We start from the raw sequence: 12,807 nt of genomic DNA, 5'->3' as shown, positions 1-12,807 counted from the left end.
GGGCCGCGAGGCCGCTGTCCTGGGCTCCCTGCGCCGTAATGAGGGCGGTCTGGAGAGGTTCTGGCTCTCCCTGGGCGAGGCCTACGTACGCGGTGTGGTCGTGGACTGGGACGCGGTGTTCGCCGGAACTGGCGCACAACGCGTCGACCTGCCCACCTACGCCTTCCAGCCGCAGCGGTTCTGGCCCGAGGCCGCGCCCGTCGACGCCGAGGCGCCGCCGGCCGAGAACGCGCTCGACGCCCGCTTCTGGGACGCCGTCGAACGCGAGGACGTCACGGCGCTCGCCGAGGCTCTGGCCTTCGAGACCCCCGACGCGATCCAGTCCCTCGGCACCGTCCTGCCCGGCCTGTCCTCCTGGCGGCGGCAGAGCCGTGAGGAGTCCACCGTCGACGGCTGGCGCTACCGCGTCACCTGGAAGGCGCTGGCCGAAGCCGCTCCCACGCGGCTCTCGGGGACCTGGCTGGTCGCCGTGCCCGAGGCCCTGACCGGGCCGGCCGGTGACACGGCCGCCGCCGTGCTCCGTACGCTCGCCGAGCGCGGCGCGGAGGTCCGTAGCGTCACCGTTGCCGCCGGTGCGGCCCACCGCGAGGCGCTCACCGCCGCGATCGAGGCCGCCACCGGAGGGGACACCGCTCCCGCCGGCGTCCTCTCGCTCCTCGCGCTCGGCGGGGAGGGGGCGTTCGCCGCCGGACTGGCACTGTCCCAGGCCCTGGGCGACGCCTACGTGACCGCGCCGCTGTGGTGCGTCACCCGGGGCGCGGTCGCCGCCGGGCGCGCCGACCGGGTCGAGGACCCGGAGCAGGCCCTCATCTGGGGTCTCGGGCGCGTCGCCTCCATGGAGCAGGGGGCACGGTGGGGCGGTTTGGTCGATCTGCCGGCCGAGGCCGATGCCCGTGTGCTGGAGCGGCTGGTGGGGGTGCTGGCCGGGGATGGGGCCGAGGATCAGGTCGCGGTGCGGTCCTCGGGGTTGTTCGTGCGTCGTCTGGTGCGGGCGCGGCTGTCCGAGACTCCGGTGGTGCGGGAGTGGCGTCCGGCCGGGACCACGCTGGTGACCGGCGGTACGGGTGCCCTCGGTGCGCACGTGGCGCGCTGGCTCGCGGCGAACGGTGCCGAGCACCTGGTGCTGACGAGCCGGCGCGGGGAGGCGGCGCCGGGTGTGGCCGAGCTGCGCGAGGAGCTGACCGCGCTCGGGGCCGGGGTCACTCTGGCCGCCTGTGACGTCAGCGACCGCGAGGCGCTCGCCGCGCTGATCGCCGCCGTCCCGGCCGACCGGCCCCTGACCGCCGTCGTCCACACCGCCGCCGTCCTCGACGACGGGGTCATCGAGACGCTCACCCCCGAGCAGGTGGCCGACGTCCTGCGGGTCAAGGTCGACGGCACGCGCAACCTCCACGAGCTGACCCGCGGCCTCGACCTGTCGGCGTTCGTCCTCTTCTCCTCCTTCGCCGCCACCTTCGGCGCCCCCGGCCAGGGCAACCAGGCACCCGGCAACGCCTTCCTCGACGCGTTCGCCGAGTACCGCCGCGCCGAGGGCCTGCCCGCCACCTCCCTCGCCTGGGGACCCTGGGGCAGCGCGGACGGGGACGACAGCGCGGCGGGCGACCGCATGCGCCGCCACGGGATCCTCTCCATGTCGCCCGACCGGACCCTGACGTCGCTGCGGCACGCCCTGGACCGCGACGAGACCACCCTGACCGTGGTCGACATGGACTGGAAGCGGTTCACGCTCGCCTTCACCGCCGACCGGGCGCGCACGCTGCTGCTGGAGCTCCCCGAGGCCCGGCGGGTCATCGAGAGCGCCGAGCGGGAGTCGGCCGAGGACCTGACCGGGGGAGTGCCGCTGACCCGGCAGCTCGCCGGGCTGCCCGAGGTCGAGCAGGAACGGCTGCTGCTGGACCTGGTGCGCACCGCCGTCGCCGCCGTCCTAGGACACCCCGACACCACCGCCGTCGAGGCCGGCCGGGCCTTCAAGGAGCTCGGCTTCGACTCCCTCACCTCCGTCGAGCTGCGCAACCGCCTCGGCGCGGTGAGCGGCCTCAAGCTGCCGGCCAGCCTGGTCTTCGACCAGCCCACCCCGGCCGCCGTCGCCGCGTACCTGCGCGCCGGGATCGTGCCGGACGCGGTGGCGGGCGGGGCGCCGCTGCTGGAGGAGCTCGACCGGCTGGAATCCGTACTCGAACAGGGCACCGGGGACAACGTCGTACGGGCCCGGGTGACGATGCGGCTCCAGTCGCTGCTGGCGAAGTGGAACGAGAGCGGTGACCCGGCGGCCGGACCGGCCGGCCCGGGCGCGGCGGACGGCTCCCCGGCCGGCGGCCCGGCCGGGGAGGCGGCGGACGCCGCGGACAGCGGAATCGACGCGGTGGAACAGCTCCAGGACGCCAGCGACGAAGAGCTGTTCGCCTTTATCAACAAGGGCCTGGGGCGTTATTGACGGTCCGCCGATTTATCGGTGAAGATGGCCAACCCCCTGGGTAATTGACCTGGGACCACTGCCCCCTACGCATTCCCCTACCCCAGGGGTGCGTAGGGGGCAGTTAGGGGTTGTAGGGCGGGTTGGGACAGAAATAGCCTGCGATCGAGCAGTCGCTTCGCCGGAGAGCGGAGCGCTCGCATTTCCGATGTCAATTCTCGGCTCTGCACACAGTTTTCCGATGCCGTCTGCTGCAAATGGGTGGTTGCGTTAAATGGCGAATGAAGAGACGCTGCGGGACTACCTGAAGCTGGTGACGGCGGATCTGCACCAGACGCGTCAGCGGCTTCGGGACGTCGAGGCGAAGAACCAGGACCCCGTGGCCATCGTGGGCATGGGCTGCCGCTATCCGGGAGGCGCGACCTCGCCGGAGGAGCTGTGGCAGCTGGTCGCCGATGGCGTCGACGCCATTACCGGGTTCCCCGCCGAGCGCGGCTGGGACATGGACACCGTCTACCACCCCGATCCCGAGCACCCGGGCACCAGCTACGCCAACCAGGGCGGCTTCGTGCGCGACATCGCCCGGTTCGACCCCTCGCTCTTCGGCATCTCCCCGCGCGAGGCCCTCGCCATGGACCCGCAGCAGCGGCTCCTGCTGGAGACCTCCTGGGAGGCGTTCGAGCGCGCGGGGATCGACCCGACCTCGATGCGCGGCAAGCAGGTCGGCGTGTTCGTCGGCACCAGCAACCACGACTACCTGACGGCGCTGCTCAGCTCCTCCGAGAACGTGGAGGGCTACCTCGGCACCGGCAACGCGGCGAGCGTGGCCTCGGGCCGCCTGTCCTACACGTTCGGGCTGGAGGGCCCGGCCGTCACCGTCGACACGGCCTGCTCCTCCTCCCTCGTCGCCCTGCACCTGGCCGTCCAGGCCCTGCGCAACGGCGAGTGCTCGATGGCCCTGGCCGGCGGCGCCACCCTGATGGCCGCGCCCGGCACCTTCATCGACTACAGCAAGCAGCGCGGCCTTGCCACCGACGGCCGCTGCAAGGCGTTCTCCCCCGACGCCGACGGCTTCAGCCTCGCCGAGGGCGTCGGCGTCCTGCTCGTCGAGCGGCTCTCCGACGCCCGCCGCAAGGGCCACCACGTCCTCGCCGTGATCCGCGGCACCGCCGTGAACCAGGACGGCGCCTCCAACGGCCTGACCGCACCCAACGGCCCCTCGCAGCAGCGCGTCATCCTCCAGGCGCTGTCCAACGCCCGGCTCACGCCCGACCAGGTGGACGCCGTCGAGGCGCACGGCACCGGAACCGGCCTCGGCGACCCCATCGAGGCCCAGGCGATCATCGCCACCTACGGTCAGGACCGCCCCGACGGGCAGCCGCTGTGGCTGGGCTCGCTGAAGACCAACATCGGCCACGCGCAGGCCGCCGCCGGTGTCGCGGGGGTCATCAAGAGCGTCATGGCGATGCGCCACGGCGTGCTGGCGCGGAGCCTGCACCTGACCGAACCCACCCCGCACGTCGACTGGTCGGCGGGCCAGGTGTCCCTGCTCACCGAGGCGCGGCCGTGGCCGCAGCACGAGGGGCCGCGCCGGATCGGCGTCTCCTCCTTCGGCATGAGCGGCACCAACGCGCACGTCATCCTGGAGAGCGGCGAAGAGACGGCCCAGGAGTCCGCCGAGGAGCCGGCCGCCGAGACCCCCGGGACCGCCGTCGAAGCGGCCGCCCCGGCCGCCGTCCTGCCGGTCGTCCTCTCCGGCAAGACCGGCGCCGCGCTGCGGGCGCAGGCCGCCACGCTGCACGCCCACCTCACGGACCGGCCCGGCCTCCGCATCGCGGACGTCGCCTACGCGCAGGCGCTCACCCGCGCCGCCCTGGACCGCCGCGCCGCGGTCGTCGCCGAGAACCGCGAAGAGCTGCTCGCGGGGCTCGCCGCGCTCGCCGAGGGCCGGACGGCCCCCGACGTGCTCGAAGGCGCCGCCACGGAAGGCAAACTGGCGTTCCTCTTCACCGGTCAGGGAAGCCAGCGCCTGGGGATGGGGTGCGAGCTGTATGACGCCCACCCGGTGTTCGCGACCGTCCTGGACGAGGTGTGCGCAGGGTTCGAACTTCCCTTGAGGGAAGCGTTGTTCGGTTCGGATGCCGCCCTGCTGGACCGTACGGAGTACACCCAGCCCGCGTTGTTCGCCGTCGAGGTGGCGCTCTTCCGGCTCCTGGAGAGCTGGGGTCTGAAGCCGGACTTCGTGTCCGGGCATTCGATCGGTGAGATCGCCGCCGCTCATGTGGCGGGTGTGTTGTCGCTGGACGATGCGTGCACGCTGGTGGCCGCCCGTGGGCGGCTGATGCAGGCGCTGCCTTCGGGTGGCGTGATGATCGCGCTGGAGGCTGCGGAGGACGAGGTCCTGCCGCTGCTGACCGACCGGGTGGGCATCGCCGCTGTCAACGGCCCGACCTCGGTCGTGATCGCCGGTGACGAGGACGCCGCGACCGCCATCGTGGCGGCTTTCCCCGACCGGAAGTCCAAGCGGCTGACCGTCAGCCACGCGTTCCACTCCCCGCACATGGACGGCATGCTCGACGACTTCCGCCGGGTCGCGGAGGGGCTCACGTACGCCGCCCCGCGCATCCCGGTCGTCTCCAACCTGACCGGCGCCCTCGTCACCGACGAGATGGGCTCCGCCGACTTCTGGGTCCGCCACGTCCGCGAGGCCGTCCGCTTCCTCGACGGCATCCGCTGGCTGGAGAGCCGCGGCGTCACCGCGTACGTGGAGATCGGCCCCGGCGGGGTCCTCTCCGCCCTCGGCCAGGACTGCCAGACCGCCACCGGCGCCCGCGCCGCCGTGTTCCTGCCCGCGCTGCGCACCGGCCGCCCCGAGGCCCGCTCGCTGGCCGCCGCCGTCGCGGGCGCCCACGTACGCGGCCTCTCCCCGGACTGGGCCGCCCGCTTCGCCGGGACCGGCGCCCGCCGCGTCGACCTGCCGACGTACGCCTTCCAGCGCGAGCCGTACTGGCCCCGCGACCCCTTCAGCGACCTGACCGGACCCGCCGACGGCCGCGCACTGGGCGCCACCGACGCCAAGTTCTGGGAGGTCGTGGACAGCGAGGACCTGGCCGCGTTCGCCGACACCCTCGGCATCGAAGGGGACGCGCCGCTCAGCGGCGTGCTGCCCGCGCTCTCCGCCTGGCACCGCCGCCACCGCGACCGCGACACCGTGGACGCCTGGCGCTACCGCGTCACCTGGAAGCCCCTCACCGACGCCGAGCCCGCGCCGCTGTCCGGGCACTGGCTCCTCGTCGTCCCCGCCGGCCACACCGACGACCCGTGGGCCGTCGCCGCAGCGCGGGCCCTGGCCGCGCGCGGGGTCACCGTCAGCAGCCTGACGGTGGACGCCGCGGCCGACGACCGCGCCGCCCTCGCCCAGCGGATCGGCGAGACGCTGGCGGACGCCGACGCGCCCGCCGGAGTGCTCTCGCTGCTCGCCCTGGACGAGCGGCCGCACCCCGAGGACCCGGCGCTGCCCGCCGGGCTCGCCGCCACCCTCGCCTTCGTCCAGGCGCTGGGCGACGCCGACGTGGACGCCGTGCTCTGGGCCGCTACCCGCGGCGCGGTGTCCACCGGCCGCTCCGACCGGCTCACCGCCCTCGCCCAGGCACCCGTCTGGGGCCTCGGCCGTACCGCCGCCCTCGAACTCCCCGGCCGCTGGGGCGGCCTCGTCGACCTGCCCCCGAACCCGGACGAGCGGGCGGCCGCCCGGCTCGCGGACGTCCTCGGCGGCCTCGGCGCCGAGGACCACCTCGCCGTACGCCCCACCGGCGTCTTCGCCCGCAGGCTGAGCCGCGCCCCCCGGGAACAGGCCGTCGCCGACGCGTGGACCGCCTCCGGCACCGCCCTGATCACCGGTGCGACGGGCGCCCTAGGCCGGCACGTCGCCCGCTGGCTCGCCCGGACCGGCGCCGCACACCTGCTGCTGGTCAGCCGGAGCGGGCCCGCAGCCGAAGGCGCGCAGGAACTCGCCGCCGAACTGCGCGAACTGGGCGCCCGCGTCACCCTCGCCGCCTGCGACGCGGCCGACCGCGACGCGGTGGCCGCACTCCTGGCCGGCGTCCCGGCCGACCTCCCGCTGACCACCGTCGTCCACGCCGCGGGCGTCCTGGACGACGGCGTCCTCGACGCGCAGACGCCGCGGCGCATGGCGGAGGTCCTGCGGCCCAAGGCCCACGCCGCGCAGGTCCTGCACGAGCTGACCCGCGAGCTCGACCTCTCCGCGTTCGTGCTCTTCTCCTCCCTCGCCGCCTCCTTCGGCGCCGCCGGCCAGGCCAACTACGCCGCCGCCAACGCCTCCCTGGACGCCCTGGCCGAGCAGCGCCGCGCCGACGGCCTGCCCGCCACCGTGATCGCCTGGGGCGCCTGGGCCGAGGGCGGCATGGCCACCGACGAGCTCGTCGCCGAGCGCCTGCGCTCCGCCGGCCTGCCCGCCCTCGCCCCCGAACTGGCCCTGTCGGCCCTGCACACCGCCCTCACCCTGGACGAGACGGCCTCCGTGGTCGCCGACATCGACTGGGAGCGCCTCGCGCCCGGCCTCACCGCCGTACGCCCCTGCCCGCTGATCGCCGACCTCCCCGAGGCCGTGCACGCCCTCACCGCGGCCGGTGCGCCCGACGCCGCCGGCGCGGGAGCGGGGACGGCAGACGGCTTCGCGACGCAGCTCGCCCTGGCTGCGGCGGCCGAACGCGACACGCTCGCACTGGAGTTCGTCCGTACGCAGATCGCCGCGGTGCTCGGCTATTCCGGCCCCGCCGCCGTGGACCCGGCCATCGCCTTCCGCGACCTCGGCTTCGACTCCCTGACCGCGGTGGAGATCCGCAACCTGCTCACCTCCCGGACCGGCCTGCGCCTGCCCGCGACCCTGATCTTCGACTACCCCAACTCCCTCTCGCTGGCCGCGTTCCTCCAAGGCGAGCTCCTCGGCGCCGCCCCGGCGGGCGAGGGTGCGGCCGCTGTCCCCGCGGTCGCCGCCGATGACGATCCCATCGCCATCGTCGCGATGAGCTGCCGCTTCCCCGGCGGGGTGCGCACCCCCGAACAGCTGTGGGAGCTGCTCGCCGCCGGCCGCGACGCCGTCTCCGGCTTCCCCGCCGACCGCGGCTGGGACCTGGAGGGCCTGTACGACCCGGAGTCCGTCACCGAGAACACCACCTACGTCCGCGAGGGCGGCTTCCTCGCCGACGCGACCGAGTTCGACCCGGGCTTCTTCGGCATCTCGCCGCGCGAGGCCCTGGCCATGGACCCGCAGCAGCGGCTGCTGCTGGAGACCTCGTGGGAGGCCTTCGAGCGGGCCGGTATCGACCCCGCCACCGTGCGGGGCGAGCGGATCGGCGTCTTCACCGGGACGAACGGCCAGGACTACCTCGACGTCATCCTCGCCGCCCCCGACGGCAGTGAGGGCTTCCTCGGCACCGGCAACGCCGCGAGCGTCGTCTCCGGCCGCGTCAGCTACGTCCTCGGCCTGGAGGGCCCCGCCGTCACCGTCGACACGGCCTGCTCCTCATCGCTGGTCGCCCTGCACTGGGCGATCCAGGCCCTGCGGGCCGGCGAGTGCACCATGGCCCTCGCGGGCGGTGTGACCGTCATGTCCACGCCCGCCTCTTTCATCGACTTCAGCCGCCAGCGCGGCCTCGCCGCCGACGGCCGCATCAAGGCCTTCGCCGCGGGCGCGGACGGCACCGGCTGGGGCGAGGGCCTCGGCATGCTGCTCGTCGAGCGGCTCTCCGACGCCCGCCGCAACGGCCACCCGGTCCTCGCCCTCGTCCGCGGCTCGGCCGTGAACCAGGACGGCGCCTCCAACGGCCTGACCGCGCCCAACGGCCCCTCCCAGCAGCGGGTCATCCGCCAGGCTCTGGCCAGTGCCGGCCTGTCCGCCGCCGAGGTCGACGCGGTGGAGGCGCACGGCACCGGGACCCGGCTCGGCGACCCCATCGAGGCACAGGCCCTGCTGGCCACGTACGGCCAGGGCCGCGGTGACGGGCAGCCCCTGCTGCTCGGCTCGATCAAGTCCAACTTCGGCCACACCCAGGCCGCCGCCGGTGTCGCCGGTGTGATGAAGATGGTGCTGGCCATGCGGCACGGAGTGCTGCCGCGCACCCTGCACGTGGACGAGCCCTCCCCGCACGTCGACTGGACGGCCGGGGACGTCGCCCTGCTGACCGAGCCCGTGGAGTGGCCGGAGACCGGGCGCCCGCGCCGGGCCGGCGTGTCCTCGTTCGGCATCAGCGGAACCAACGCCCACACCATCATCGAGCAGGCCCCCGAGGACGAGCCGGCCGCGCGGCCGTCACGGACCCGGCCGCCGACGGCGACCGTCGCCGACGTGCACTCACCCGCGGGCAGCGCTTCGCCGCTGCCGTGGGTCCTGTCCGGTAAGACCGAGGGCGCCCTGCGCGACCAGGCACGGAGCCTCCTGGCCCACGCCGAACGGCATCCCGAAGCCCACCCCGCCGACCTGGCGCTCTCCCTGGCCGTCGGCCGCGCCGCCTTCGAGCACCGCGCAGCCGTGGTGGCCGCGGACCGGGAGGCGCTGCTGTCCGGGCTGGAGAAGCTGGCCGAGGGCGCCGCGGCAGCCGCCCTCGTGGAGGGCTCGCCCGCCGGCGGGAAGACCGCCTTCCTGTTCACCGGTCAGGGCAGCCAGCGCCTGGGGGCGGGCCGTGAGCTGTACGAGGCCCAGCCGGTGTTCGCGGACGCGCTGGACGCGCTCTGCGCCCACCTCGACCCGCACCTCGAACTGCCTCTGAGAGAAGTGCTGTTCGGCTCCGACACGGAGCTGCTGGACCGCACCGGGTACACCCAGCCCGCGCTGTTCGCCCTGGAAGTGGCGCTGTTCCGGCTGTTCGAGTCGTGGGGCGTGAAGCCCGACTTCCTGTCCGGGCATTCGATCGGTGAGATCGCTGCCGCGCACGTGGCGGGGGTCCTGTCGCTGGAGGACGCGTGCACGCTGGTGGCGGCGCGCGGCCGGCTGATGCAGGCGCTGCCTTCGGGTGGTGTGATGATCGCGGTGCAGGCTTCGGAGGACGAGGTCCTGCCGCTGCTGACGGACCGGGTGGGCATTGCCGCCGTCAACGGTCCGCGTTCGGTCGTGATCGCCGGTGACGAGGACGCCGCGACGGCCGTCGTGGAAGCCTTCTCGGACCGGAAGTCCAAGCGGCTGACGGTGAGCCACGCCTTCCACTCCCCGCACATGGACGGGATGCTCGACGACTTCCGCCGGGTCGCGGAGGGGCTCACGTACGAGAGCCCGCGCATCCCGGTCGTGTCGAACCTGACCGGGGCGATCGTCTCCGACGAGATGGGCTCGGCGGACTTCTGGGTCCGCCACGTCCGCGAGGCCGTCCGCTTCCTCGACGGCATCCGCACCCTGGAAGCCGCCGGGGTCACCACGTACCTCGAACTCGGCCCCGACGGAGTCCTCTCCGCCCTCGCCCAGGACTGCGTCACCGAGGACGCCGTCTTCGTCCCCCTGCTCCGCGCGGGCCGACCCGAGGACGAGGCCGTCACCACCGCCCTCGCCCGGGTCCACGTCCACGGCGGCACCGTCGACTGGGCGGCGTACTTCGCCGGCACCGGCGCCCGCCGCGTCGACCTGCCCACCTACCCCTTCCAGCGACAGCGCTACTGGCCCGCGATCTCCGGCCTCTACCTCGGGGACGTCGAGGCGATCGGCCTCGACGACACCGGCCACCCGCTGCTCAGCGCCGGTGTCGCGCTGCCCGAGTCGGACGGCATGGTCTTCGCCGGCCGCCTCGCCCTGTCCACCCACCCCTGGCTGGCCGACCACGCCATCCTCGGCAGCGTCCTGCTGCCCGGCACGGCCTTCGTGGAACTCGCCACCCGCGCCGGCGACCAGCTCGGCTGCGACCACCTCGAAGAGCTCACCCTCGAAGCCCCCCTGGTGCTGCCCGAGCGCGGCGGCGTCCAGCTGCGCGTCTGGGCCGGAGCCGCCGACGCGTCCGGCCGCCGGCCGTTCGCCCTGCACTCGCGGCCCGAGGGCGCCCCGGCGGAGGAGCCGTGGACCCGGCACGCCGCCGGTGTCCTCGCCGAAGCCGGGCGCACCGCCGCCGACTTCGACCTGAGCGCCTGGCCCCCGGCCGGCGCCACCGAGGTACCGCTCGACGGCCGCTACGAGGCCCTCGACGCCATCGGCTTCGCCTACGGGCCCACCTTCCGCGGCCTGCGCACGGCCTGGCAGCAGGGCGACGCGGTGTACGCCGAGGTCGCCCTGCCCGAGGGCACCGAGGACCAGGCGGGCCGCTTCGGCCTGCACCCCGCGCTCCTCGACGCGGCCCTGCACGCCATCGGGCTGGGCGGCGTCGGAGCCGACGACGGCCGGGGCCGGCTGCCCTTCGCCTGGAGCGGTGTGTCGCTGTACGCGGGCGGCGCGAGCGCGCTGCGCGTCCGCCTCACCCCGGCCGGGGCCGAAGGGGTCCGGCTGGAGATCGCCGACGCCACCGGCGCCCCCGTCGCCGCCGTCGCCTCGCTGGGCCTGCGCCCGGTCACCGCCGACCAGCTGCGGGCCGCCCGGGCCACCTACCACGAGTCGGTGTTCCGCCGGCAGTGGACCGAACGGACCGGCCTCACCGCCCCGGACGGGGTCCGCTACGCCGTCCTCGGCGACGCCGGCGCCGAGCGGGCGGCGGACGCCGACCACTACGCGGACCTGGCGGCACTGGCCGCCGCCGTCGACGCGGGGGGCCCCGTACCGGACGAGGTGCTCGTCCACCTCGCCCCGGCAGCAGCCCCTCTGACGGCGCCCGCCGTGCACCGGGCCGCGCACGACGCGCTCGCCCTGGCCCAGGCCTGGCTCGCCGACGAGCGGTTCGCCGCCGCCCGGCTGGTGTTCGTCACCCGCGGCGCGGTTCCCGCGACCCCCGACGAGGACGTCAGCGACCTCGCCGCAGCCACCGTGTGGGGCCTGCTGGGCTCCGCGCAGACGGAGAACCCCGGCCGGATCGCCCTCGTCGACGCCGGGACCGGCGCCGGTGACGGCGCCGCCCTGCGCGCCGCACTCACCGGCGACGAGGAACGTTTCGCCCTGCGCGGGGGCGCCGTACTGGTCCCGCGCCTCGCCCGCGTCGAGACCGCCGAGGACGACGCCCGGGCGGGCCGGGCCGACCCGGCCGTGGCCGCCCCCGACGGCCCCCGCCGCGCCCCGGCCTTCGGGCCCGAGGGCACCGTACTGATCACCGGCGCCACCGGTGCGCTGGGCGGCCTGATCGCCCGCCACCTGGCCACCGCCCACGGGGTGCGCCGGCTGCTGCTGGTCGGCCGCCGCGGCGCCGACGCCCCCGGTGCGGCCGGACTGACCGCCGAACTCGCCGCGTCGGGGGCCACGGCCACCTGGGCGGCCTGCGACGTGGCCGACCGGGACGCCCTCGCCGCACTGCTGGCCCGGATCCCCGCCGAGCACCCGCTGACGGCGGTCGTCCACACCGCGGGCGTGCTCGACGACGGGATCCTCTCCTCGCTGACCCCCGACCGGCTGTCGGCGGTCCTGCGCCCCAAGGTGGACGCGGCCTGGAACCTGCACGAGCTGACCCGCGACCTCGCCCCGGACCTCGCCGCCTTCGTGCTCTTCTCCTCCACCTCCGGCCTCTTCGGCGGCCCCGGCCAGGGGAACTACGCCGCCGCCAACACCTTCCTCGACGCCCTCGCCCAGCACCGGCGCGCCCACGGCCTGCCCGCCTCCGCGCTCGCCTGGGGCCTGTGGTCCGTCGCCGAGGGCATGGCCGGCGCCCTGGACGCCGCCGACGTCAACCGCATGCGCCGCGCCGGACTGCCGCCGCTGACGGCCGCCGACGGCCTGGAGCTGTTCGACACCGCCGTCTCCCTCGACGATGCGGCCGTCGCCCTGATGCGCGTGGACACCGACGCCCTGCGCCCCCAGGCCGCCGCGGGCACCATCGCCCCGCTGCTGCGCGGCCTGGTACGCGGCGTCGCCCGCCGCTCCGTCGAAGCCGCGGGCACCGCCGCCGACGAGGGGTCGGGACCCCGGGCCCGGCTGGCCGGGCTGTCCGCGGCCGAACAGGACCGGGCGCTGCTGGACCTGGTCCGTACGCAGGTCGCCGCCGTGCTCGGACACGACGGCCCCGGCGCCGTCGAGTCCGGCCGGGCCTTCAAGGAACTCGGCTTCGACTCGCTCACCGCCGTCGAGCTGCGCAACCGGCTGAACGCCGCCACCGCGCTGCGCCTGCCCGCCACGCTGATCTTCGACTACCCGGACCCGACCGTCCTCGCCCGCCACCTGCGCGGCGAACTCTTCGCCGACGCGGACCCGGCCGCCGACGCGGCGGCGGGGGCCGGCGCCCCCCCCCCCCCGCCGGCCGCCCCCCCCCAGCCCCACCCCA

Annotated in this window: 2 protein-coding genes; both read left to right on the top strand. The window is 75.4% G+C overall.

Annotation, left to right across the window (positions count from 1 at the left end; all coding sequences use genetic code 11):
• On the top strand, positions 1-2,434 hold a 2,434-nt coding region (locus tag ACEPPI_RS37405), incomplete at its 5' end, for an SDR family NAD(P)-dependent oxidoreductase (protein WP_373919728.1).
• Positions 2,435-2,687: 253 nt separating this feature from the next.
• On the top strand, positions 2,688-12,807 hold a 10,120-nt coding region (locus ACEPPI_RS37400; protein ID WP_373919727.1), incomplete at its 3' end, for a type I polyketide synthase.

Origin of the sequence: Streptomyces sp. AB3(2024) (genome assembly GCF_041862025.1) — a bacterium.
In the GTDB taxonomy this organism is placed as follows: Bacteria; Actinomycetota; Actinomycetes; order Streptomycetales; family Streptomycetaceae; genus Streptomyces.
This window is presented reverse-complemented; position numbering and strand designations above follow the sequence as displayed.